Consider the following 23,191-nt stretch of genomic DNA (forward strand, 5'->3'; position numbering starts at 1 on the left):
CGCCGCCCTGGCCGTCGCTTACTCATACAAAAGGCGAGTTAGCGCCGCCCTGGCCGTAGCGCCGGTGGGCGGTTGCACAGGTATCTTGATATCAAGATACTGTGGTGCCAGCGCCGGGACGGCGACCCATCGGGCCGATAGCCTGAACACCGTCCCCGCCGCCCGACACCCCGGACCCCACCTCAGGAGAGAGTCGCCTCCATGGCCAAGATCATCTACACGCTGACCGACGAGGCGCCCATGCTGGCGACCTACTCCTTCCTCCCGGTGATCGAGGCCTTCGCCGGCACCGCAGGGGTCGACGTCGAGACCCGCGACATCTCCCTGTCGGGCCGGATCATCGCCGCCTTCGACGACGTGCTGCCCGAGGACCAGCGGATCGGTGACGCCCTCGCCGAGCTCGGCGAGCTGGCCACCACCCCCGAGGCCAACATCATCAAGCTGCCCAACGTCTCAGCCTCCCTTCCCCAGCTCAAGGCGGCCATCGCGGAGCTGCAGGCCAAGGGCTACGCCCTGCCCGACTACCCCGACGAGGCGAGCACCGACGAGCAGCGCGACGCGCGGGCCCGGTACGACCGCGTCAAGGGCAGCGCCGTGAACCCCGTGCTGCGCGAGGGAAACTCCGACCGACGCGCTCCCGCCGCCGTCAAGAACTACGCGCGCAAGCACCCCCACTCGATGGGCGCCTGGAGCGCCGACTCGAAGACCAACGTGGCGACCATGGGCGAGAACGACTTCCGGTCCAACGAGCAGTCCGTCGTGATCCCCTCCGCCGACACCCTCACCATCCAGCTCGTGACCGACGCCGGCCCGACCGTCCTCCTGGACGGCCTGACCGTCCTCGAGGGCGAGGTCGTCGACGCGACCGTCATGCGGGCCGCTGCGCTCGACGCCTTCCTGGCCGAGCAGATCGCCCGCGCCAAGAGCGAGGACGTGCTCTTCTCGGTGCACCTCAAGGCCACGATGATGAAGGTCTCGGACCCGATCATCTTCGGCCACGTCGTGCGGGCCTTCCTCCCCGACGTGTTCGCCGAGTACGGCGCCGAACTCGCCGCGGCGGGCCTGTCCCCCAACAACGGCCTCGGCTCGATCATCGACGGCCTCGCCGCCCTCGGCGACAAGGGCGCGGAGATCAAGGCTGCCATCGACCGGGGCCTCGCCGACGGGCCGCGGCTCGCGATGGTGAACTCCGACAAGGGGATCACCAACCTGCACGTCCCGAGCGACGTCATCGTCGACGCGTCGATGCCGGCCATGATCCGCACGTCCGGCCACATGTGGGGCCCGGACGGCGCGGAGGCCGACACCCTCGCCGTCATCCCCGACAGCTCCTACGCCGGGATCTACCAGGCCGTCATCGACGACTGCCGCACCCATGGCGCCTACGACCCGACCACGATGGGCTCGGTCCCCAACGTCGGCCTGATGGCCCAGAAGGCCGAGGAGTACGGCAGCCACGACAAGACCTTCGAGATCGTCGAGGCGGGCACCGTCCAGGTGGTCAACGCGGCCGGCGACGTCCTGATGTCCCACGACGTCCAGCCCGGTGACATCTGGCGCGCCTGCCAGACCAAGGACGCCCCGATCCGGGACTGGGTCAAGCTGGCCGTCACCCGCGCCCGGGCCTCCAGGACCCCGGCGGTCTTCTGGCTCGACGAGTCGCGCGCCCACGACCGCAACCTCATCGAGAAGGTCAACGCCTACCTCCCGGAGCACGACACCGAGGGCCTCGACCTCCAGGTCATGTCGCCGGTCGACGCCGCGACGTTCTCGGTCGAGCGGATCCGCAAGGGTGAGGACACCATCTCGGTCACCGGCAACGTGCTGCGCGACTACAACACCGACCTCTTCCCGATCCTCGAGCTCGGCACCAGCGCCAAGATGCTGTCCGTCGTGCCGCTGATGAACGGCGGCGGGCTGTTCGAGACCGGGGCCGGCGGCTCGGCCCCCAAGCACGTCCAGCAGCTGGTGCAGGAGAACTACCTGCGCTGGGACAGCCTCGGCGAGTTCCTCGCCCTGGCGGAGAGCCTGCGCCACATGGCCACCACCACCGACAACGCCCGTGCCGAGCTGCTCGGAGAGGCCCTCGACCGCGCGACCGAGCGGCTGCTCAACGAGAACAAGGGCCCGGCCCGCAAGGTCGGCCAGATCGACAACCGCGGCAGCCACTTCTACCTCGCGCTGTTCTGGGCCCACGAGCTCGCGACCCAGACCGAGGATGCCGAGCTCGCCGCGTCGTTCGCCACGGTGGCCGAGACCCTCGCCGCGCAGGAGGCGACGATCACCGACGAGCTGCTGGCCGTCCAGGGGCATCCCGCCGACATCGGGGGCTACTACCGCCCCGACGAGGACAAGACGGCCGCGGTGATGCGTCCGTCCGCGACCTTCAACAAGGCCCTGGCCGCCCTGCGCTGACACGACCCGCGGGTATGCCGCGTGGTCACCCTGGGTGACCGCGCGGCATACCCGTCCGTGGGACGGAACGAACCACCCGGAATGGGACGCACTTCGGCGGGGTTGCCACCTGCATGAGCGACTGGAACGACGGAGTCATTGCGGAGTTTCGTGCCAACGAGGGTCGCGTCGGCGGTTACTTCAAGGGCGCGCCGATGATCCTGCTGCACCACATCGGAGCCAGGAGCGGAACGGTCCGGGTGAACCCGGTGGTCTACTTCCCGCAGGACGACGGCTCGATGCTCGTCGTGGCCTCCAAGGGCGGGGCCCCGACCAACCCCGACTGGTACCACAACCTGCGAGCCCATCCGCGATTCGAGGTCGAGGTCGGCACCCGGACCTTCACCGTCGAGGCGAGCGAGCTGAGCCCCGCCGAGCGCGCCGCGAAGTGGCCCGAGATCGTCGCGGCCCGACCTGGTTTCGGTGACTACGAGACGAAGACCAGCCGGACCATGCCCGTCCTGCGCCTGCGCGAGGTCGCCTGACCCCCACCTGCCGGCGCCCTGAGCTCAGCGGGCCACGTCCAAGGACATCTTGAACCCCTCGTGCGACGCCGTGAAACCCAACCGCTCGTAGAACCGGTGGGCATCGGCGCGGCTCTTGTCGGTGGTGAGCTGGACGAGCGCGCAGCCCCTGCGGGCCGACTCGTCCACGGCCCAGCGGACCATCTGCTCGCCGAGGCGCCGGCCGCGGTGGCTCGCCGCCACCCGCACCGCCTCCACCTGGCCGCGAGTCGCGCCGCCACGGGACAGCCCCGGGAGGAAGCTCAGCTGCATCGTGCCCACGACCCTGCCGCCGTCGTCGAGCACCACGAGGAGCTGCGCCGGGTCCGCGTCGATCGCCGCAAAGGCCCGCAGGTATGCCGCGAGGTCACGCGGGTCGTCGCGGGTCGCCCCGAGCTGGTCGTCGGCGATCAGGCCGACGACCGCGCGCACGTCGTCCGCCGTGGCCCGGCGGAGCACCACGTCACCAGGATCCAGCACTGCCAGCGGCGGCCCAGCCGCGGCCACGGGAGCGCCCTCGTCGGGCACGGCGGCATACCCAGCTCCAAGGCCGTCCCCTCGCTCGTCCCCCTCGCTGCCCCCCACGCTGTCACCCTCAAACCGCGTCCTGCCGTCGAAGGCGAGTGCTGTGGCGAGCTTGCGCCGGGAGTTGGGGGCCAGCCCCTCAGGCAGGGCGTCGACGGGGAACCAGCCGACCTCGGTCGACTCGTCGTCGTTGACGCGCGCCTCCCCGGAGACGTGTCGCGCGAGGAAGCAGAGGTCGAGGTACTGCGCGCGGTCGCCGTTGGGGTAGGTCAGCTCGGGCTGCGTCCAGACCCCGGCGAGCGCCTCGATCCGGGCGACGACGCCGGTCTCCTCCTCGATCTCACGCAGGAGCCCGTCGGCCGGCTGCTCACCGGGCTCGAGGATGCCGCTGACCAGACCCCAGCGACCGTTGTCGGCGCGCCGGCCGAGCAACACGTGCCCGCGTTCGTCGCGCACGACGGCAGTGACCCCGGCCATCCACAGCAGGTCGTGACCCAGCCGTTCACGCAGGGCCAGGACGAAGTCGGGCGTCGGCATGCCTCGACCCTAACCACCTCGGATACGGTCGCTGCAGCCCTGCTAGCGTCGGTTCCACAGGGACCGCAGCATCGTCACCAGCGGTCCCTGGCCACCAGTCGCACCAGTCCCGCCATCACTCTCAAAGACGCGAAGGGCCCACCGTGAGCACTACCCCCGTCAAGGTCGCCGTCACCGGCGCCGCCGGCCAGATCGGCTACAGCCTCCTCTTCCGGATCGCGAGCGGTTCGCTCTTCGGCCCGGACACCCCCGTCGAGCTGCGGCTCCTCGAGATCACCCCGGCCCTCAAGGCGCTCGAGGGTGTCGTCATGGAGCTCGACGACTGCGCGTTCCCGACGCTGGCCAAGGTCGAGATCGGTGACAACGCCGAGAAGGTGTTCGACGGCGTCAACCACGCCCTCCTCGTCGGCGCGCGTCCGCGCGGCCCCGGTATGGAGCGTGGTGACCTGCTCGAGGCCAACGGCGGCATCTTCGCCCCCCAGGGCAAGGCGCTGAACTCCGTGGCCGCCGACGACATCCGCGTGACGGTGACCGGCAACCCGGCCAACACCAACGCCCTCATCGCGATGAGCAACGCCCCCGACATCCCGCAGGAGCGCTTCTCCGCGCTGACCCGCCTCGACCACAACCGCGCGATCAGCCAGCTCGCGGCCAGGACCGGCGCCGCGGTCACCGAGATCACGCACATGACGATCTGGGGCAACCACTCCGCCACCCAGTACCCCGACCTGTTCCACGCCGAGGTCGGTGGCCGCAACGCCGCCGAGCTGGTCAACGACGAGGCGTGGCTGGCAGACACCTACATCCCGACCGTGGCCAAGCGCGGCGCGGCGATCATCGACGCCCGCGGCGCCTCGTCAGCGGCCTCCGCGGCCTCGGCCACCGTCGACCACGCCCGCGACTGGGCGCTCGGCACGGCCGAGGGCGACTGGGTCTCGATGTCGGTGCGCTCGGACGGCTCCTACGGCGTGCCCGAGGGCCTCATCTCGTCGTTCCCCGTCACCACGAGCAACGGCGACTGGCAGATCGTCCAGGGCCTGGAGATCAACGACTTCTCCCGCGCCCGCATCGACGCCTCCGTCAAGGAGCTCGAGGAGGAGCGCGACGCCGTCCGCGGTCTGGGGCTGCTCGGCTGACCCAGCCGCACGGCATACCTCGAAGCGGCCGTCCCCCACCGGGGGGCGGCCGCTTTCGCGCGTGCAGGGTCAGCCGCGCGGCGTCAGGTCGAGGACGGAGGTGATGAACGCGAGGGCCACCCCGAGGACCGCCATGGTGGCCACGTCGACGCCTCGCGAGCGGACTGCGAGCCCACCGCTGCGGGCGGTCGGGAGCACCAGGCGTAGCAAGGCCGCCAGCCCCAGACCCGCCGCGATCGTGTAGCCGGCCGGGCGCACCTCGTCGAAGAGGAACAGGACGACTCCGGCCACGAGCACCGGGGCGGCGAACCACCACCAGCCCAGGCGCGGCGCGGTCACCGGGTCAGGCCGAGGTCTCGGCGAGCTGACGCTCGGCGGCCGCCACGATGTTGGACAGCAGCATCGCGCGGGTCATCGGGCCGACGCCGCCCGGGTTCGGGCTGACCCAGCCGGCCACCTCGGCGACGTCGTCGGCGACGTCACCGGCCACCTTGGACGTGCCGTCCTCGGCGACGATCCGGCTCACGCCGACGTCGAGCACGGCCGCACCTGGCTTGACCATGTCAGCCGTGATGAGGCCGGGCTGGCCCGCTGCGGCGATGACGATGTCGGCCTGCCGCACCTCGGCGGCGAGGTCGCGGGTCCCGGTGTGGCACAGCACCACGGTGGCGTTCTCGCTGCGCCGGGTGAGCATCAGCCCAAGCGGACGGCCGACGGTGATGCCACGACCGACCAGCGCCACGCGGGCACCGGCGATCGGCACGTCGAAGCGGCGGAGCAGCTCGATGCAGCCGGCCGGGGTGCACGGCAGCGGTGCCGCCTTGCCGAGGACCAGCCAGCCGAGGTTCGTGGGGTGCAGGCCGTCGACGTCCTTGGTCGGGTCGACCCGCGAGAGCAGCGCGAACTCGTCGAGACCGGTCGGCTGCTGCACGAGGAACCCGGTGCACTCGGGGTCGGCGTTGAGCTCGTCGATGACGTCCTCGACCTCGGTCTGGGTCGCGGTCGACGGGAGGTCACGGCGGATGCTCGTGATGCCGATCTCCGCGCAGTCCTTGTGCTTGGCGTTGACGTACCACTGGCTTCCGGGGTCCTCCCCCACCAGCACCGTGCCGAGCCCTGGGACCACGCCGTGCTCGCGCAACACGTCCACCCGCCCGCGGAGCTCGTCCTTGATGGTCGCCAGGACCGCTTTGCCGTCGAGGATGCGTGCCGTCACGGTCGCCCATCCTGCCACGCCGCGGGGGCCGGTCCGCACGGGCGTGCGGTCACCCGTCCCCGGGCACCGCCGCCGCGAGCGCGGCGATCGCCTGGGTGAAGCACTCGGCAGGCGGCGTGACGAGCCCAGCCCCCACCTGACCGGTGCCGGCGACCCGTCCGGCCATGCCGGTGTTGATCTGCGGCAGGATGCCGGTCCGCGCCACCGCGGAGACGTCGATGCCGGTCGGCGTCCCGCGGAACTCGAGGATGGGCACCTGGTATGCCGTGTGCTCGCCGACCGTGATCTCGTACATCGTGCGCGTGGCCCGCAGCGCCAGCGGGACGTCGCCGCCCACGAACTTCACGATGGCCGGCGCCGCCGCCATCGCGAAGCCACCGATGCCGGCCGTCTCGGTGATCGCCGAGTCGCCGATGTCAGGGTTGGCGTCGTCGGGTCCGTAGGAGCCGAGGAACAGTCCTTCAGGGGTGTTGGCCGGCCCGGTGAACCACTGGTCACCGGTGCCCGCGGTCCGGATCCCGAAGTCGGTGCCGTTGCGGGCCATCGTCGTGACGACCGTCGACCCGGGGATGCCCTCCGCTGCCAGCGTCGAGAGCTTGCACGCCGGCATCCCGAGGTTGAGGAAGAAGTGCTCGTTCGCGCCGGAGAAGCGCACCGCCTCGGCGATGTCGCTCGACGACCCGTCTGCGGTGATGAGGGTGGGCAGCAGCTCGCGCAGCAGCATCAGGGAGCCGGCGCGGTTGCGGTTGTGGCCCTCGTCGCCCATCTGGAGCATCTGGCTGATGATCGACTTGACGTCGATCGGGCCGGCAGCGCGAATCGCCTGCTGCAGCAACGGTCCGAGCACCGAGTTCATCCAGTGCAGCCGGTCGATGACCTCGGGGCCGTAGGCGCCGTAACGCAGCACCTTGCCGAGTCCCTCGTTGAGCGAGCACCACGACGTGTGGTCGTGCACCTCGTCACGGAGCTCGTAGACCCACATCGACGGGGAGACGACGCCGGCCATCGGGCCGACCGCGTCGCGGTGGTGGCACGGCTCGAGCTCGACGTCACCACGGGCGAGGGCAGTCTCGGCGGCCTCGGCGGTGTCGGCCATGCCCTCGAAGAGCATCGCGCCGATGAGGGCTCCGCGCAGCGGGCCCGAGGCGCGCTCCCACTCGATCGGTGGGCCCGCGTGCAGGAAGGTCCCGCGCTCCAGCCCGAGCGCCTCGCTGGCCGGCCGCACGTCGACGAAGTCCGCGCCGGCCGCGGTCATCCGGTGCCACGCGAGCTCGTTCGCCTCGCCTCGGCGGGGGTCTGCGGCGACACGGGCGAGGTGGGGGGCGGTGCCGTCGAGCGGCGGCTGCCAGTCGGTCTCGGTGACCTCGACGGCCTGGTCACGCAGCGCATCGGCGAACATCGAGGCGCCCGCCGTGGCGACCACCGGGTCGGTCTGCAGGAGCCCGCGCAGGGGGGTGCTCATCGGGTCGCTCCGTCCTGGTCGGCGCCGAGGAGGGCGAGCGCCTGCCTCGTCGCCTCGGCGTTGGAGAGGTGGACGGCCGCGCCGGCCGCCGACAGCTGGGCGCCGCTCCGGTCGAGTCCCTGGGGGTCGCCCCGCGTGCCCGTGAGCGAGACGACCACCGGGAGCTCACGCCCGGCGGCCATGGCCACGGCCCGGGCGCCGCGGATCGCATCGGCCAGCTCGGGCGCGGGGTCGGGGTGTGCGCCGTGGCCGAGGACCAGGTCGAGCAGCAGCACACCGCAGCCCGGGTCGGCTCCCTCGGCGGCGATCCGCTCCAGCCGCAAGGTCGGGTCGATCATGGGGTGCGCCCGCCCGCGGGTCAGCTCGTCGTCGCCGAAGTCGATGACCAGGTGGGTGTCGGCCCGCAGTTCGGCGTCGAGGGCCAGGTCGGGCGACAACGGGATGTTGGACCGGATGCCGCCGAGCACCTCGCCGGCGACCAGCATCGCCTCGTCCGCCAGGGTGCCGCCGCAGAACAGGCCCCGCAGCCACCTCCCGTTGTTCGGAAGATCGCCCGGGTCCTGACCCTGCGGATCTTCCGAAGAAGCGACCTGGAGCGGCCCCCACGACGGCCAGGATGGGACCTCGCGGCCGAGCGAGCCGAGGAACGTCTCGACGGCGGCCGTGAGGTCGGGTCGCCCGGCGCCCAGCGTCGCCCAGTGGACCGGCTTGCCGAGCCCCGCGGCATACCCCTCCAGCTCGGCGAGCACCTCGGCGGCCGGCGGCTTGGAGACCACGAGGATCGACTCGGTCGCCTCGTCAGCCGCGAGCGCGGCGAGCGCCTGGCGGGTCGACCGGCCACCCACGGCTGACGACAGGTCGCGACCACCGACGCCGAGGCAGTGGCTGACCCCCACCCCTGCAGCGTCGAGCAGCGCCATCACCTGCTGCGCACCCGTGCCGGAGGCCGCCACGATCCCGACCGGGCCCCGCTCGACGACGTTGGCGAAGCCGAGCGCGACCCCGCCCACCACGGCCGTGCCGCAGTCGGGGCCCATGACGAGGACATCCCGCGCGGCGGCAGCGTCCTTGAGCCGGACCTCGTCCTCGACGGGGACGTTGTCGGAGAACACCATCACCGAGACTCCTTGGGAGATGGCGTCGAAGGCCTCCACGGTGGCGTGCTGGCCGGGCACCGAGACGAGCGCGAGGGTGGCGTCACCGGCGCGGACCGCACGACCGAGGGTGCGCGGCGGTGGAGCCTCCCCGAAGCCACCCGCGCCCGACCCGGCCGACCGCAGACCGGCGAGGGCAGCGTCCAGGGCGGCCAGCCCGGCGCCGACCCCCTCGGTGTCGTCGGCCCGGATGGCGACCACGAGCTCGTTGGGCCGGACGCCCTGCGGCACCGTGAACCCCATGGCGGCGATCACCTCGAGGTTGAGCTCGGTGGCCATCGCGACCTGCGCGGCCGAGACACCGCTCGCGCCGGCCACCTGCCGCGAGACCTGCATGAGGCTCACCGAGTCGTGGTAGGCGCCACTGCGCAGCTCGAGGTGGTCGGTCACGGCAGGCTCCTCGGGGTGGCGGACAGGGAGTTCGCGGTCGATGCGGTCCCCGCGAGGGCGGCTGGTGCGAGGGCGGCTGGTGCGAGGGCGGCTGGTGCGAGAGCGGCTGGTGCGGGGGCGGCTGGTGCGAGGGCGTCGAGGCAGCCGGCCAGGCCGCCGAGGAGGTCGGCGCCCGAGGTGTGGCCGATCGCGAGCACCCTGCGCACGGCGTCGGTGACTGTGGCCCGCGCACTGGAGCCGGACGAGCTGGTGGAGCCAGCCGACGCGAGGCGCTGCAGCAGCTGCGTGACCGGCTCGGCGGCATACCCGCCGGCGGCCTCGCGCAGGAGCGACGCCGACAGGCTCGTCGTCGCGGTGAGGCGGGGTTCGACCGCCCGCCAGAGCTCGTCGACGAGCGGGGCCGAGCCGCGCGGGTGCAGTCGCAGCCCCAGCAGCACGCCGCACAGCACGTCGTCGCCGCTCGGGGTGAGTCCCGGCCCCGCCCCCACGAGCGCGCCCACCCGGTCGGCCAAGGGGTATGGCGTGTGCTCGCCGCCGAGGAGCAGCTCGGTGAGGGCGCGAGCAGGCGCACGCCACGGCAGGGGCAGCGTCGCGAGGTGCCCGACGACCACGGGCGTGGTGGCGCGGGAGACCAGCTGGGGGCGCCAGGTGCGCACCGCGTGGATCATGACGCCGGGCAGCCGCACGCCACCGTCACCGACCACCACCTCGTCGCCCGGCTGGGCTCCCCATCCCACGGTCGCGAGGGCGGTCGCGACGGCGAGCGCCGTGGGGAGCCGGAACCCGTCGCGCGTCACCACGGGCAGGACGTCGGCGTGCCCACCCACGTGCAGGTAGAGAGCCGTCGGGAAGGCCGCCAGGACGGTGGCGCGGCGAGGTGCTCCGTGGACCAGCTGGGCGGACCGCTCGGAGACCGCGGCCGGCCAGGTCGCTGACGCGGTCATCGCCGACCTCCTCCCGCGTGCTCGTTGCCTTGCTCGTCCGGTCGCGATTCGCCGGAGTGACGCAGCGACGCTATCGAGTGCCATTACAGTCACCTCATGGTGAATGTTGCCAAGGATGGCGGCCTGGTTGACGCGGAGTTGCCATCGGCCGGTGCCCCTGCCCCCAGCCGCGACCTCGTGGGCGGCGTCAGCCTCGTGGGCCTCCTGACCCTGCCCTCGCTGGCCGGCACCGAGCTCGTGCACGGGGCCGACCAGCTGCTCCGCGGCGTCCTTCGGGCATCCCTGCTCGGCGCGACCCCCACCCCCCGGCACCACCTCGTCTGCAGCGACGCCGAGACCGTCGAGGCCTGGGAGGCGGCCGGCCAGGACCCCCTCGAACAGAGCGCCCTCGACGGCGCGGCGGCCCTGGCCATCGCCGGGGGCTCCGTGGAGCAGGTCCGTCGGTGGCGGGCCCGCGCGACCGCGGTCGGGGTCCCGCTCGTGCTGGCCCCGCCCACGGTCCGGGCCGAACGCATCGTCACCGAGGTCCTCGGGGCGGTCCTCGACCAGCAGTCGGGCATCCTCCAGCGCGTCGAGGAGGCCCACCAGATCCTCGTCGGTGTCGTGCTGGCCGGGGGCGGTCTCGAGGACCTGTGCCAACGGCTGGCCGGGTTCCTCGGCGGTGCCGCGATGGTGACCAGCAGCGACGGCCGCGTGATCGCGCAGGCCGGGAGCGATGCCGATCTCGGTGCCGCGCTGGCGCTTGACTGCTTCGACCGCACCGGCCGGCTGATCACCGAGCACGAGCCGGTGGGCATCCGCCCGAGCCACGGCACCGAGGCGCGGCGCGCGATGGTGCGGATCGTGGCCGGCAACCTCAACCACGGCCTGCTGGCGGCGTTCGTGGGAGACCGGTCGCTCACCGCCGACGACGTCCACCTCCTCGAGCGCGCCGCCACCGTCGCGGCACTGGCCATCACCAAGGAGCAGGCCGTCTCGGCGGTGGAGAGCAAGTACCGCGCGGAGTTCCTGCGCGACGCCCTGGCCGGTCGAGCCGGCGCGCCTGCCGAGGCGGTCGCGCACGCGGCCTCGCTCGGGTGGGACATCGACCGCCGCCTCGTGGTCGTGGTGGCGGAGACCGACGAGGACGACGCGCACTCCTCCCGCTCGCCCGAGGAGGTGGGGGTCCTGCAGGAACGCTTCGCCCGCGCATGGAACCAGGCCCTGGCCGTCCGCGACCCGCGCGCGCCGGTGATGGGGTTCAGCCAGGAGGTGGTCGCCCTCTGCGGGGTGCCCCAAGGGGCCGACACGGAGTCGATCATGCGCACCGTCACCGAGATCGTGCGCGTGATCAGCGGCATCGGCGGCGGCGGTCGGCGCACCTTCTCGACCGGCGTCTCACGTCCCGTCGAGTCCGTGGCCGACCTGCCCCAGGCCTACGAGGAGGCCCTCTCGGCGGTCAGCGTCGGACGCCAGCTGCACGGCGACTCCGCCGTCACGCACTTCGACGGCCTCGGGGTGTTCCGGCTGCTCGCCCTGATCCCCGACAGCGCTGACCTGCGCCGGTTCGTGGACGAGGCGCTCGGGCCGCTGTCCACCGACGACTCCGCCGAGAACGCCGACCTGCGCCGGACCCTGTCGATCCTCATCGACACCAACATGAACGTCGCCGAGACCGCGCGCCAGCTGTTCTTCCACTACAACACGCTGCGCTACCGCATCGTGAAGCTGGAGAAGATGCTCGGCCCCTTCACGACCGACCCGCAGCTGCGGCTCAAGCTCGCCCTCGCGCTCAAGGTGCACCAGATGCGCGGCATCTGACCGCACAACCGCCGGTATGCCGCGGGGGCATCAGGGTGCCGCGCCCTCTGGCGGGAGGGACGCGGCACAGCCCATTGCACTCCTGCCCGGCGCGGAATGCGAGCGCGCCACTCCGCATACTCTGCCGAAAGGCGCGCCGCCCCCGATAGCAACAATTGCCCAATGCAGCGGGCGGTGGGGCCGCTAGTTTTCGCCTATCCCGGAAGGGACCGTGGGCCGCGCCGGCTGGGTGGCCACGCCGTGGAGAAGGAGTCCGCATGTCACTGGGCCTGGGTTGGAAACTGCACGGAGACGGCAACCTCTCCGGACCGGACGACGTCGTCGCCCCGGATGAGCGCCTCGGGTGGGGCAAGACCGTCGGGCTGGGCGCGCAGCACGTCGTCGCGATGTTCGGGGCGACGTTCGTCTTCCCGCTGATCATGGGGCTCAACCCCCAGCTCGCGATCATGATGAGCGGCATCGCGACGATCGCGTTCCTGCTCATCGTGCAGGGCAAGGTGCCGAGCTACCTGGGCACCTCTGCCTCGTTCGTCGGCGGCGTCACCGCGATCCGCGCGCAGGGTGGCGACTCCAAGGAGGTCACCGGGGCGATCCTGGTCGCCGGCCTGGTGCTCGCGCTCGTCGGTCTGCTGATCCACGTGCTGGGCTCCGGTGTGCTGCACACGGTGCTGCCGCCGGTGGTCACCGGCGCGGTCGTCATGCTGATCGGCTTCAACCTCGCCCCGGTCGTGGCCAACATCTACTGGCCCCAGGACCAGTGGGTGGCGTTCGCGGTGATGGTCTTCACCATCGTCTGCGCCGTGGCCTTCAGGGGCTTCATCTCGCGCATCGCGATCTTCCTCGCGCTGATCTTCGGCACGGCCCTCTCGTGGGTCCTCGACAAGACCGCCGGTGAGATCACGTCCGTGCTGGGTGGCGCCACCGAGGCGACCAGCCACTTCCGCACGAACTTCGCGGGCGTCAAGGACGCGGCGCTGTTCGGCTTCCCGTCCCAGACCACGATCGCGGCCGACGGCAAGGAGGTCGTGGGCTGGCACACGCCGAGCTTCTCGATGGCGGCCATCCTGCTGGTGCTCCCCGCCGTGATCGCGTTGATCGCCGAGAACACCGGCCACGTCAAGGCGGTGGCCGAGATGACCGGCCACGACCTCGACCCGGTGATGGGTCGAGCCATCGCGGCCGACGGCGTGGGCACCGTCCTCGCCTCGGCGGTCGGCGGCTCCCCCACCACCACCTACGCCGAGAACATCGGCGTCATGGCGGCGACCCGCGTCTACTCGACGGCCGCGTACTACGTGGCGGCGGTCGTGGCGATCCTCTTCGGCTTCTCGCCCAAGTTCGGCGCGCTCGTGGCGTCGGTGCCGGGCGGCGTGCTCGGCGGGATCACGGTCGTCCTCTACGGCATGATCGGCCTGCTCGGCGCCAAGATCTGGAAGGAGAACGGCGTCGACTTCGGCAACCCGATCAACCTCGTGCCGATCGCGGCCGGGATCATCATGGGCGTCGGTGACGTGAAGCTGAAGATCACCGACAACTTCTCGCTCACCGGCATCGCCCTCGGCACCATCGTCGCCGTCGGCGGCTACCACCTCGCCAAGGCCCTCGCCCCGCGCGAGCTGCGCGAGCGTGCCGCCGCGGGCGGACCCGGCGGGACGGTGCTCACCGTCGGAGGCACGGACACCTACGGCGACAGCGACGGGATCGACGACCTCTACCAGGGTGACGACCGCCGCTGATCGGCGATCCGACCCAGGGTGCGGGCCCCCGATCGAGGTCGGGGGCCCGCACCATTCCCCCGGCGGGTCGGCCCCGGCCCTAGCCCCCATTGACTCCAGACGGCAGGATCAGTCCGTGAAGCCAGCCCTCTTCGTGCACCACGCACCACGCTCCGTCGCCGAGGCGGTCGAGGTGCTGGGGCAGGTCGGCCACGACGGCAAGGTGCTCGCGGGCGGGCAGAGCCTGATCCCGATCCTCAACATGCGACTGGCCTCGCCAGCCCACCTCGTCGACATCAACCAGGTCACCGGACTCGCCGACGTGGTCGTCACCGACACCGAGGTGCGGATCGGTGCGCTCGTGCGCCACGCGCAGCTCGAGCACCACGACGAGGCGTATGCCGCGTTGCCGCTGCTGCGCCAGGCGCTCGTCAACGTCGCCCACCCCGTCATCCGCAACCGCGGCACCACCGTCGGCTCGATCGCGCATGCCGACGCCGCCGGTGAGATGCCGGCCGTGCTGGCCCTGACCGACGGCGTCGTCGAGGCAGTGTCTGCCCGCGGCTCCCGCGAGATCGCGGTGGCCGACTTCTTCCAGGGCGCGCTCGAGACCTCCCTCGCCGCCGACGAGCTGGTGGTGGGTGTGCGGTTCCGCCGCTTCGCGGACGGCACGGGCACGGCATTCATGGAGCGGGCCCGTCGGCACGGCGACTACGCCATGGCCGGGGTCGCGGCGGTCGTGCGCGTCGAGGACGGAGTCGTCGCCGACGCCCGGCTCTCGTTCGTGTCCGTCACGGACGTGCCCCGGACCCTCGACGTCACCCCCGTCTTCGCCGGCCAGGAGCCCGGCGCCGTCGACTGGTCCGCGGCTGCCGACCTCGTCGACGGCGCGATCGAGCCAGACGGCGACATCCACGCGACCGCGGCCTACCGCGCCATGCTGGCGGCCGAGCTGGCCCGGCTCAGCCTGGCGTCCGCTGCGGCCCGCTCCGTCGCGTCGCTATCCCATGCAAAAGGCGAGTTAGCGCCGCACGACGCGGCGCTAACTCGCCTTTTGCATGGGTCTGCTCCGGGAGGTGTCGCATGACCGAGCGCATCGCCGATTCCTTGACCGATGGCGGAGCCGAGGAGCTCCTCGACCTCACCGTCGTGGTCAACGGCGTGCCGCGGCACGCCAAGGCCCCGGCGCGTCGGCTGCTGTCCGACTTCCTGCGCCACGACCTGCGGCTGACCGGCACCCACGTGGGCTGCGAGCACGGGGTGTGCGGCGCCTGCACGGTGCTCGTCGACGGACAGCCGATGCGGTCGTGCCTGATGTTCGCCGTGACGGCCCAGGCACACGAGGTCACCACGGTCGAGGGCCTCGGGGCGATCGACTCGATGGGACCGGTCCAGCAGGCCTTCATCGAGTGCCACGGCCTCCAGTGCGGGTTCTGCACCCCGGGCTTCCTCACGACCATCACGGCCTACCTCGAGGACCACCCGCACCCCACCGCCGACGAGGCCCGCGAGGCGATCTCGGGCAACCTCTGCCGCTGCACCGGCTACCAGAACATCGTGAAGTCGGTCCTCCGGGCCGCCGAGCTCCGCGCCGAGCGCGCAGGCGACGGGTATGCCGCGGCGCCGGCCACGCGGCATACCGTCGCCGACGGGGGCGGGTATGCCGCGACGCCGGCCACCCGGCATAGGGACGCCGACGGGGGCGAGGCGCCGTGACCAGCCAGATGTTCGGGGCACCGATCACCCGTCGCGAGGACCCACGTCTGGTGACCGGCGGCGGGCGCTACCTCGACGACCTCGGCCACAGCGCCCTCGCGGCGGCGTTCGTGCGCAGCCCGCACGCCCACGCGCGCATCGTCGACATCGACGTCACCGACGCGCTCGACGTCGACGGGCTGGTCGGCATCTGGACCCACGAGGACCTTCCCGGTCGGGTGGGCGAGCCACTGCCACTGCTGATCCCCCACCCGACCCTCACCCACGGCCGCACGCAGTTCGCGCTCGCCCGCGACGAGGTCAACTACGTGGGCGAGGCCATCGTCATGGTCGTCGCGCGCGACCGCTACGTCGCCGAGGACATCTGCCAGCGGATCCGGGTCGACTACGAGCTGCTCACCCCGGTCGTGGGCATCGCGAACGCCCGGGACGGCGCGGCCCTGGTCCACGACGACGTGCCGGGCAACGTCGCCTGCCGGATGCTCCAGGAGGTCGGTGACGTCGACGCCGCCATTGCCGCAGCACCGCACACCCTCGAGCTCGACCTCGACATCGAGCGCAGCGCCTGCATGCCGATGGAGGGCAAGGGGGTGCTGGCGCGGTGGGACTCCGACAAGGGCGAGCTGCGCATCTTCTCCTCGACCCAGACCTCGACCGGTGTCCGCGCGGCCGTCGCAGCCAAGCTCGACCTGCCGCTGGCGAAGGTCGAGTGCATCGCGCCCGACGTGGGTGGTGGCTTCGGCGTGAAGATCAACCACCCCTGGCCGGAGGAGGTCCTGATCCCTTGGGCCGCAAGGCTTCTCGACCGAGAGGTGAAGTGGACCGAGGACCGGCGCGAGCACTTCATCTCCAGCGCCCACGAGCGCGGCCAGCTCCAGCAGATCCGGGTCGGCTTCGACGACGACGGGCGGGTGCTCGGGCTCGACGTGAAGTTCTGGCACGACAACGGCGCCTACACGCCCTACGGCATCATCGTCCCGATCATCACGTCGACCCAGCTGCTCGGGCCCTACAAGCCCGGCGCCTACCGCTGCGAGTTCTGGTCGCTCTACACCAACACCGTCCTCGTGACGCCCTACCGCGGTGCCGGACGGCCGCAGGGGTGCTTCGCCATGGAGCGCACCATGGACGCCATCGCCGACCGGCTCGGCCTCGACCGGGCCGAGGTCCGCTCGCGGAACTTCATCCTCCCGAGCGAGATGCCCTACGACCACGGGCTGCTCTTCCAGGACGGCCGCCCGCTGAAGTATGACTCCGGTGACTTCCCGGCCAGCCTCGCCAAGCTCAAGGCGCTGGTCGGCTGGGACGACTTCGCGGCCTACCGCGAGCAGGCCGAGGCGGACGGCCGCAGGGTCGGCCTCGGCATCGGGTGCTACGTCGAGGGCACCGGCGTCGGACCCTACGAGGGCGGCCACATCCAGATCGAGACCAGCGGCCGGGTCAACGTGTCGACCGGTCTCACCTCGCAGGGGCAGGGGCACGAGACGTCGTTCGCGCAGATCGTGGCGCAGGAGCTCGGGGTGCCGATCGACGACGTCTTCGTCACGACGGGCGACACCCGCCGCATGCCTTACGCCGTGGGCACGTTCGCCTCGCGCGCGGCGGTCATGAGCGGCAACGCGATCGCCCTCGCCGCCCGCAACGTGCGGGCCAAGGCCCTCCGGATCGCGGCCGACGCGCTCGAGGTGTCGGCCGAGGACCTCGAGATCGTCGACGGTGACATCCGGGTGAAGGGCGCCCCCGACACCCACATGTCGCTCGGCACCGTGTCGGTGATGTCCAACCCGCTGCGCTACGCGTTCGACGAGGCAGCCAAGGCGGCCACGCAGTTCGCCGGCACCGCCGACCACTCCAAGCCGCCGGTGGCCGACGACGACGAGCCCGGGCTGGAGGGCAAGGACTTCTACTCCCCCACCCAGGCGACCTTCGCCAACGGCATGCACGCGGCGATCGTCGAGACCGACCCGGTCACCGCGGAGGTCAAGATCCTGCGCTACTGCGTCATCCACGACTGCGGCACGATGATCAACCCGATGATCGTCGAGGGCCAGGTGCACGGAGGCGTGGCCCAGGGCGTGGGCGGTGCGCTCTACGAGCGGATGGCGTACGACGACTCGGGCCAGCTGCTCAACGCCAGCTTCATGGACTTCCTGATGCCCTACGCCTCGGAGATCCCGCACATCGAGACCGACCACCTCGAGACGCCGTCGCCGCTGAACCCGTTGGGGATCAAGGGCGCCGGCGAGGCAGGGTGCATCCCGGTCACCGCGGTCATCGCGTCGGCGATCTCCGACGCCGAGGGGTTCGCGATCACCTCGATGCCGATCTCGCCGGTCGAGCTGTGGGAGCTGCGCCAGCGCCACGCCCGTGGCGAGATCCCCTCGCTGGCGAGCTCGCGGCATACCCCTGCACCTGCCCCGACCACGTCGTCCGACCCCGCGCCTGCACCGCCCGCCCAGGAGGCACCATGAAGATCTCCGGCACCGCCGCCCTCAAGGCGACACCGCAGCAGGTGTGGGACGCCTTCCACGACCCCGAGGTGCTCGCCCGCTGCCTGCCCGGCTGTGAGTCGCTCACCGAGGTCGGGCCCGACGAGTACGCCATGACCGTGACCGCCGGGGTCGCCGCGATCAAGGGCACCTACGACGGCAAGGTCGCCCTGCTCGACCCACAGCACCCCGAGCGGTTCACGATGAAGGCGCAGGGAGCGGGCGGACCCGGCACCGTCGACGCCGACGTCGTCGTCCACCTGGCCCCGTCCGCGGCCGGGGGCACCGACCTGTCCTACGACGCGGACGCGGCGGTCGGGGGCATGATCGGCGGCGTCGGCCAGCGGATGCTCTCGGGCGTGACCCGTAAGATGGCCGGCCAGTTCTTCGAGGCCGTCGACGACGACATCGCCGGCGTGCGCAAGGAGAAGAAGACCAAGGCGGTCAGCCCCGGGGTCCATGTCGAGGAGGTGCCCGGCGGCGCGCGGCCCATCCAGGGGGTCGGCACGTCCACGGCCGCCTTCGGTGGCAAGCCGTACGCCTGGGGAGTGGCCACCGGGGGCTTGGTCGCCTTGGCCGGGGTTATCGTGGGATGGGCGATCGGAGGACGATGATGCGCGCATTCACCGCGGCTGCCATCCAGCTCGCACCGGTGCCGGGACCCTTGTCGCCGGAGTCGGTGCGCAAGAACCTCGACAAGTGCGTCGACTACACCCGGCGCTGCGTCGACGCGACCGGTGCCGAGCTGGTCGTGCTGCCCGAGTCGGCCACGACGGGGTTCACCCCCGACTGCCCGGTCGAGGAGCTGTGGGACCTCGTGTCCGAGATCCCCGGACCCGTCACCGAGCCGGTGCAACAGGTCGCGAAAGACCTTGGTGTGTATGCCGTGCTGGGCACCTACGAGCGTGGCCCAGAGCGGGGCGTCATCTACAACTCGTCGGTGCTGATCGGGCGCGACGGCGAGGTGCTCGGCGTCTACCGCAAGACCCACCCGTTCTGCACCGAGCACGTCGACGGCGGCGGCTGGGTGACCCCCGGCAGCACGGTCACGGTCTGCGACACCGACCTCGGTCGGATCGGCATGATCATCTGCTTCGACGGTGACTACCCCGAGCTCTCCCGCATCCAGGCCGTGCAGGGGGCCGAGGTGATCTGCCGCCCGAGCGCGCTGCTGCGGTCGGCCGACATCTGGGAGCTGACCTCGCGGGCGCGCGCCTACGACAACCACGTCTTCATCGTCGGGGCCAACGCCACGGGCACCGACCCTGCTGGGGTGCTCTACTTCGGCAACTCCCACATCGTCACGCCCAACGCGCACATCGCGGCGAAGGCCTCCTCCCACGAGGGGTGGGTCTCGGCCGTGCTCGACCCGGCCACTGCCCTGTCCTCGCTCACCCCCGGCTCCAACATCGGGCAGGGGTTCGACCACCTGCGCGACCGCAACCTCGACCTGATCCGCGGCCACCGCGACGAGCTCGAGCGCCCGGCGGAGACGTCCTTTCCCCACTGACGCGCGGGCGATCGGTGGCGTGGGCGGCCCGGTTCGACGTCCCCGCCCGCCCCTGGCGCACCTCCGTGGCGCTGCTGGCACGAATGCCCTCCGCCGACCAGACTGGCCCGATGCCCCTGCCGACCAGCACGCCCTCCGCCCAGGGTGTCGATGCCCTCGGCATCCTCGCCCTCGTCGACGCCCTCGAGTCGGGCGGCCACGACCCGCACAGCCTGCTGGTCGCCCGGCACGGCCACGTGATCGCCCGCGGGTGGTGGGCCCCCTACGCCCCTGAGCGCGTCCAGCTCGTCTACTCGCTGAGCAAGTCGTTCACCGCCACGGCGGTCGGGCTCCTGGTCGACGAGGGTCGGCTGTCCCTCGACCAGCCGGTCCTCGACCTCCTGCCTCCTGGCGACCTGCCGGACGGGGTGGAGGTCCCGGACCGCTACCGACGGCTCACCCTCGGTCACTGCCTGACGATGGCGACCGGTCACGACGCGGAGGGGTGGGGTCCCGAGGTCCTCCGCGCGGCCCACGAGGCCACTGGCGACGACGACCACGCCGACCCGGTGTTGGCCGCGATCCTGGCCACGCCACAGGAGCACGAGCCCGGCACCGCGTGGGCCTACAACCAGATCGCGACCTACCTCGCCGCAGGTGCGGTCCGCGGGGCGACCGGCTCGTCGGTGCTCGACCTCCTGCGCGCGCGGGTCCTCCCCCTGGTGGACCCCTCCGGTGGGGCGGACGTGGTGTGGCACCGCACTGCCACGGGCCGCGAGCTCGGCTTCTCCGGGATCCACATCGGCACCGACGCGATCCTCGGTCTCGCCCAGCTCCACCTCGACCGCGGCCGGTGGGCCGGGTCGGCGCTGCTGTCGCCCGAGTGGGTCGACACCGCGACGACGTCGACGGGGCTGCCCAACCGCGAGCCCGACCCCAACCCCGACTGGCGCGAGGGCTATGGCTGCTCGTTCTGGATGGCCCGGCACGGCTACCGCGGCGACGGCGCCTACGGGCAGTACGCCATCGTGCTGCCCGAGCAGGACATCGCCATCGCGATCACCAGCGAGACGATCGACATGCAGGCCGTCCTCGACCTGGTCTGGGACCACCTGCTGCCAGCGGTCGGGGGCGTGGACGAGGTCGGCGACGAGCTCGCCGACGCCGCCCTCGAGGAGCGRCTCGACATGCTGGCCGTGCCGACCCCGACCTCGTCCGGCCCCGGACCCGAGGCCGCGCGGTGGGTGCGTGCCGACGACAGCACCCTGCCCGAGGCGTATGCCGCGCTGAGCCTCGCGCCCGGCGGCGCGGCATACGAGGTGGTCCTGGACTGCCACGACACCCAGGTGCGCCTGGCCGTGGGCGACGGCGAGTGGGTGTTCTCGACCTTCGCCGTGGGCGGCGTCGAGCTGCCGGTGATGGCCGCTGGCGGCTGGGATGCGGAGGGCTGCTTCAGCGCGGACGTGCGCCTGATCGAGACGCCACACACCCTGCGCCTGCGGACGCGGACCGACGGAACCGTGCACCTCGGCTGGCGTGAGGTGCCGCTGTACGGCGCGGACCCACTGGACCTGGCCGTGCGCGGGTCGGCCCTGCCCCGTCAGGACTGACATCCGGAGGCAAACCGGCCCGAGCGCACCCAGCCAGGGCCAAACACGCGCACCTTTCCTTGACACTGTCGTTCATACCCCTATAGAACTGACCATGAACATGGGGACCTGAACCCAGAGGGGGAACAATGCGGACATCAATCCGTCGGGCCGCGATCGCCACGCTGGTCTCGATCGGCCTGGCCGTCGCGACGACGGCGAGCGCAAGCGCCGACACCAAGACCTCGACCTCGTCGACCGGGTCGATCATCGAGTGGAAGCTCGGTGGCACGTACTACTACCAAGGCCACACCAACGACGACTTCGGGCTGGACGTGGTCGGCGGGATCGGCATTGACGCGCGGTGGGCCAGCTGCAGCATCAGCGGCGGCACCGGCGCCACCAAGTACGACATCACCGTTGCGGAGGGGCGGCGCGTGCTGGGCACCAACTTCCTCGAAGGCAGTTGCGTGCGCGTCCAGTACCGCGGCTACTCGACCACCGGGACCTTCTCGTCCACGCAGCACTGGAACTACAACTTTGCGTGACCACGGCAGGACCGGGCGCGGCACGGGCGTGGCCCTGCGTGCGGCGACAGCACTGTTGGCACTCGCGTCCCTGGGCGCGTGCAGCAGCACGGATGAGCCCGCCCTGACGATCGAGCAGAAGCAGAGCGCCGACGCCACGGCTCCGCAGTCTGCCTCCGCCGACAAGCGTGAGCAGTTCGTTCCGTTGCTGCGCAAGTACCACGACCAGGTGGTGTGGCCGCCAGGCCGGGACGTCACCCCGGAAGAGATGTGGGAGGCGATCGCGCCCAATGCCGGCCAGCTCGTCCTCGATGACACCGTCGCCCAAGGTGACGTCGGGTTCGACAACCTCTGCGCGTGGGCGTTGACCGCCATCGACACGGTCAAGGCGTCCAAGGACACGGCCGAGGTCCGCAAGGGCCTCCTGCAGTCGCAGAAGCTCATGCCAGGCGGGGAAGCGTTCTCCCAGGCGATGGCCGACGAGCTGGTCCTGGGCAACATTGACAAGACCCAGAAGTTCGTCACGGCCAACAAGTGCGACGACGACTCCAGCTAGCGTCGGGATCACGCGGACCGATGCCACCGTCGCGACTGCGGCTGGTGGTCGCACGCCTCACCCTGTGCCTGGCGGTCGCTGGGTCCGCTGCGTGCTCGGCGTCAGACCGCTCGTCGGTGGAGGAGACGGCTGTGGCGCGGGCCTCGACGAGCCCGCCCGAGACGGTCGGCGTCGAGAAGGCCGACCTCTACCGGGCCCGTGAGGTCCCGGGCGTGGTCGAGCGCCGTCCGGAATGGACGGTGCGCTCGTCCTGGACGGGCACCTTCACGCAGGCACGCGGCATACGCAAGGGCAGTGTGGTGAGCAAGGGAGCGCGGGTGGGTGCCATCCGCACCTGCGCGACGCCCTCACCGACCACGCCCGAGGTGAGCGGCGACTCGACCGCCGGCGCGCAGTCCGGGGCCACGACGGGCATCGACCCCGCAGCCCCGACCCCCGCGTGTCTCGTCGAGTGGCACGTCGTGCGGGCCTCGGTCGCTGGCACCATCACGGCCTTGACCGGCGCAGAGGTCGCCGACGGAGCCGAGGTCCTCCGGATCCGGCCGCCCGGCTATGTCATCCTGGCCACGGTCACCGACCCGGCCGCGCTGTACGACCTGATGCGACCACCGCGGACCGCCAAGACCCGGATCCTGGGCGGGCCGGCCGGGTTCACCGTGCGGTTCGAACGCCGCACCTACCACGCCGCCGACGGGTCAGTGGTCCTCGTCCTCGCCGTGCCCGATGACATCACCGTGGTGGAAGGGCTGCGCACCTCCACGGCCTTCGTCGTGAGTCGGCGCACGGACGTCCCCACCCTGCCGATGACGGCGGTCCAGGGCACGACGGGCGCGGGCCAGGTGATCGTGGTCGACGGCGGTCGCACCGAGGTGACGCGAGTCGAGCTCGGCCAGCACGACGGGAGTCGGGTCGAGGTGACGGGCCTGCCGGCCGCGGCCCGAGTGCTGCGCTTCCCCCTGGCCTCCGACTTCCTCACGACGCCATGACGA

The 23,191-nt window shown here is 71.8% G+C and carries 20 protein-coding genes; 14 read left to right on the forward strand and 6 right to left on the reverse strand.

Features of this window, described 5'->3' with window-relative positions; genetic code table 11:
* Nucleotides 1-201 precede the first annotated feature (201 nt).
* Together ACXJKD_RS01870 and ACXJKD_RS01875 are read left to right on the forward strand one after the other, a co-directional pair.
* Nucleotides 202-2,415, forward strand: coding sequence for an NADP-dependent isocitrate dehydrogenase (locus ACXJKD_RS01870; RefSeq protein ID WP_457252627.1), 2,214 nt, complete (start codon nucleotides 202-204; stop codon nucleotides 2,413-2,415).
* Between the two features lie 113 nt (nucleotides 2,416-2,528).
* Nucleotides 2,529-2,939: a nitroreductase family deazaflavin-dependent oxidoreductase gene (locus ACXJKD_RS01875; RefSeq protein ID WP_457252628.1), complete on the forward strand. Its 411-nt coding sequence runs from the start codon at nucleotides 2,529-2,531 to the stop codon at nucleotides 2,937-2,939.
* 24 nt (nucleotides 2,940-2,963) lie between these two features.
* Here the strand turns inward: ACXJKD_RS01875 and ACXJKD_RS01880 are convergent, their stop codons facing one another.
* Complete coding sequence (locus tag ACXJKD_RS01880; protein WP_457252629.1) at nucleotides 2,964-4,019, reverse strand: GNAT family N-acetyltransferase; 1,056 nt, start codon at nucleotides 4,017-4,019, stop codon at nucleotides 2,964-2,966.
* Nucleotides 4,020-4,162: 143 nt separating this feature from the next.
* Between ACXJKD_RS01880 and ACXJKD_RS01885 the strand changes: the two genes are divergently transcribed.
* Nucleotides 4,163-5,155 (forward strand): malate dehydrogenase, encoded by a 993-nt coding sequence (locus ACXJKD_RS01885; RefSeq protein WP_457252630.1) that lies wholly within the window; start codon nucleotides 4,163-4,165, stop codon nucleotides 5,153-5,155.
* Between the two features lie 69 nt (nucleotides 5,156-5,224).
* On the opposite strand, the gene ACXJKD_RS01890 is transcribed toward ACXJKD_RS01885, so the two are convergent.
* From ACXJKD_RS01890 to ACXJKD_RS01910, 5 genes are read right to left on the reverse strand one after another with little or no spacing between them, the layout of a single operon-like run.
* Complete coding sequence (locus ACXJKD_RS01890; protein WP_457252631.1) at nucleotides 5,225-5,494, reverse strand: DUF3017 domain-containing protein; 270 nt, start codon at nucleotides 5,492-5,494, stop codon at nucleotides 5,225-5,227.
* Nucleotides 5,495-5,498: 4 nt separating this feature from the next.
* Complete coding sequence (locus tag ACXJKD_RS01895; protein WP_457252632.1) at nucleotides 5,499-6,371, reverse strand: bifunctional methylenetetrahydrofolate dehydrogenase/methenyltetrahydrofolate cyclohydrolase; 873 nt, start codon at nucleotides 6,369-6,371, stop codon at nucleotides 5,499-5,501.
* A 49-nt stretch (nucleotides 6,372-6,420) separates the two neighbouring features.
* Complete coding sequence (locus ACXJKD_RS01900) at nucleotides 6,421-7,833, reverse strand: DUF1116 domain-containing protein (protein ID WP_457252633.1); 1,413 nt, start codon at nucleotides 7,831-7,833, stop codon at nucleotides 6,421-6,423.
* Nucleotides 7,830-9,377, reverse strand: a complete 1,548-nt coding sequence (locus ACXJKD_RS01905) for an FdrA family protein (RefSeq protein ID WP_457252634.1) — start codon at nucleotides 9,375-9,377, stop codon at nucleotides 7,830-7,832. The genes ACXJKD_RS01900 and ACXJKD_RS01905 overlap by 4 nt, the downstream gene beginning before the upstream one ends.
* The gene (locus tag ACXJKD_RS01910) at nucleotides 9,374-10,321 is read right to left on the reverse strand and encodes a DUF2877 domain-containing protein (protein WP_457252635.1); all 948 of its coding nucleotides are present in this window, start codon (nucleotides 10,319-10,321) and stop codon (nucleotides 9,374-9,376) included. The genes ACXJKD_RS01905 and ACXJKD_RS01910 overlap by 4 nt, the downstream gene beginning before the upstream one ends.
* A 96-nt stretch (nucleotides 10,322-10,417) precedes the next feature.
* On the opposite strand from ACXJKD_RS01910, the gene ACXJKD_RS01915 reads away from it, so the two are divergent.
* The 11 genes from ACXJKD_RS01915 to ACXJKD_RS01965 all read left to right on the forward strand — a co-directional run bounded on the left by ACXJKD_RS01915 (nucleotide 10,418) and on the right by ACXJKD_RS01965 (nucleotide 23,188).
* Nucleotides 10,418-12,121, forward strand: coding sequence for a PucR family transcriptional regulator (locus ACXJKD_RS01915; protein ID WP_457252636.1), 1,704 nt, complete (start codon nucleotides 10,418-10,420; stop codon nucleotides 12,119-12,121).
* A gap of 257 nt (nucleotides 12,122-12,378) precedes the next feature.
* A complete protein-coding gene (locus ACXJKD_RS01920; protein WP_457252637.1) occupies nucleotides 12,379-13,857 on the forward strand; it encodes a uracil-xanthine permease family protein in 1,479 nt (492 codons plus the stop codon).
* 115 nt (nucleotides 13,858-13,972) lie between these two features.
* The gene (locus tag ACXJKD_RS01925) at nucleotides 13,973-14,923 is read left to right on the forward strand and encodes an FAD binding domain-containing protein (RefSeq protein WP_457252638.1); all 951 of its coding nucleotides are present in this window, start codon (nucleotides 13,973-13,975) and stop codon (nucleotides 14,921-14,923) included.
* Nucleotides 14,920-15,552 carry a (2Fe-2S)-binding protein gene (locus ACXJKD_RS01930; RefSeq protein WP_457252639.1) on the forward strand — a complete coding sequence of 211 codons (633 nt, stop codon included), beginning with the start codon at nucleotides 14,920-14,922 and terminating at the stop codon, nucleotides 15,550-15,552. Before ACXJKD_RS01925 ends, ACXJKD_RS01930 begins: the two co-directional genes overlap by 4 nt.
* Nucleotides 15,549-18,023, forward strand: a complete 2,475-nt coding sequence (gene cutA, locus ACXJKD_RS01935; protein ID WP_457252640.1) for an aerobic carbon-monoxide dehydrogenase large subunit — start codon at nucleotides 15,549-15,551, stop codon at nucleotides 18,021-18,023. Before ACXJKD_RS01930 ends, cutA begins: the two co-directional genes overlap by 4 nt.
* Entirely contained in the window at nucleotides 18,020-18,655 is a 636-nt protein-coding gene (locus ACXJKD_RS01940) for an SRPBCC family protein (RefSeq protein WP_457252641.1), read from the forward strand. The genes cutA and ACXJKD_RS01940 overlap by 4 nt, the downstream gene beginning before the upstream one ends.
* Nucleotides 18,655-19,551, forward strand: a complete 897-nt coding sequence (locus ACXJKD_RS01945; RefSeq protein WP_457252642.1) for a carbon-nitrogen hydrolase family protein — start codon at nucleotides 18,655-18,657, stop codon at nucleotides 19,549-19,551. The genes ACXJKD_RS01940 and ACXJKD_RS01945 overlap by 1 nt, the downstream gene beginning before the upstream one ends.
* 110 nt (nucleotides 19,552-19,661) lie before the next feature.
* Complete coding sequence (locus tag ACXJKD_RS01950; protein WP_457252643.1) at nucleotides 19,662-21,140, forward strand: serine hydrolase domain-containing protein; 1,479 nt, start codon at nucleotides 19,662-19,664, stop codon at nucleotides 21,138-21,140.
* A gap of 128 nt (nucleotides 21,141-21,268) precedes the next feature.
* The gene (locus ACXJKD_RS01955; protein ID WP_457252644.1) at nucleotides 21,269-21,667 is read left to right on the forward strand and encodes a hypothetical protein; all 399 of its coding nucleotides are present in this window, start codon (nucleotides 21,269-21,271) and stop codon (nucleotides 21,665-21,667) included.
* Between the two features lie 55 nt (nucleotides 21,668-21,722).
* On the forward strand, nucleotides 21,723-22,202 hold the full coding sequence (locus ACXJKD_RS01960) for a hypothetical protein (protein WP_457252645.1): 480 nt from the start codon (nucleotides 21,723-21,725) through the stop codon (nucleotides 22,200-22,202).
* A 131-nt stretch (nucleotides 22,203-22,333) separates the two neighbouring features.
* Nucleotides 22,334-23,188 carry a hypothetical protein gene (locus ACXJKD_RS01965; protein ID WP_457252646.1) on the forward strand — a complete coding sequence of 285 codons (855 nt, stop codon included), beginning with the start codon at nucleotides 22,334-22,336 and terminating at the stop codon, nucleotides 23,186-23,188.
* Nucleotides 23,189-23,191: the final 3 nt, after the last annotated feature.

This window comes from Pedococcus sp. P5_B7, assembly GCF_054049895.1.